The sequence below is a fragment of the Vibrio sp. D173a genome, from assembly GCF_030248475.1.
Map to the genome: position 1 here is coordinate 1 of NZ_JAHGAH010001236.1, position 657 is coordinate 657.

The window sequence follows — 657 nt, forward strand, 5'->3', positions numbered from 1 at the left end:
TGTAAAGAACCGCGCATAGTAAACCTCTTCTATAAAAACTTTTTATACTGTTGAACTGACTTGTTACCGTGACGGTACTTCTGCAAGTCTTTGCCGACTCGTGTAGTCTCAGTCTGCATCAATTCAACCAATTTTCTTGTTCTCGTAATGGCGTTATACCACTCCGAGCTTTGCTTAACGTCGGGGTGTGAATCCAATAAATGAAGCACGTTTTGCAATAACTGTTCTCTGTTATCGACAAGCGCCATTATTTCTTCAGTATTAATTTCACTTATTTCGAACTTAGCCATAATTTGTTGATCTAGTTCACAAAGCTTCTGAAGTTCATCCTTCATCTACTAACCCAACGCATTCATCATACTGCCCAATTGGGACTGCATTTTTCCGGTCGCTTCCTGCATGGCGGTAAAGCGAGAGTGAGTACGGCTCTCTAGCCCCTCCATACGACGATCCAGAGAAGCCTGATCATCGGCTATACGATAATTCTGTTCAACTAGGCTTCGCTCACGGGTTCGAATTGAGCCCGTCACGCCTGTAATACCCTGAATCGCATCTTCGACTTTTTTCGCGAAACCATTGTTACCACCAAAGAAATCACCCAACTTGTCAAAGTTGTTATTGAGCTGGCGGTCTAACATATCATAGTTAATCTCAAGC

At 42.9% G+C, this 657-nt stretch carries 2 protein-coding genes; both read right to left on the reverse strand.

From position 1 onward, the window contains the following. Positions 1–29: 29 nt before the first annotated feature. Positions 30–335, reverse strand: coding sequence for a flagellar protein FliT (locus KIV40_RS32530; protein ID WP_285353489.1), 306 nt, complete (start codon positions 333–335; stop codon positions 30–32). Positions 336–338: 3 nt separating this feature from the next. Then, positions 339–657: flagellar filament capping protein FliD (gene fliD / locus KIV40_RS32535; RefSeq protein ID WP_285353491.1), on the reverse strand; the 319-nt coding region annotated here is incomplete at its 5' end.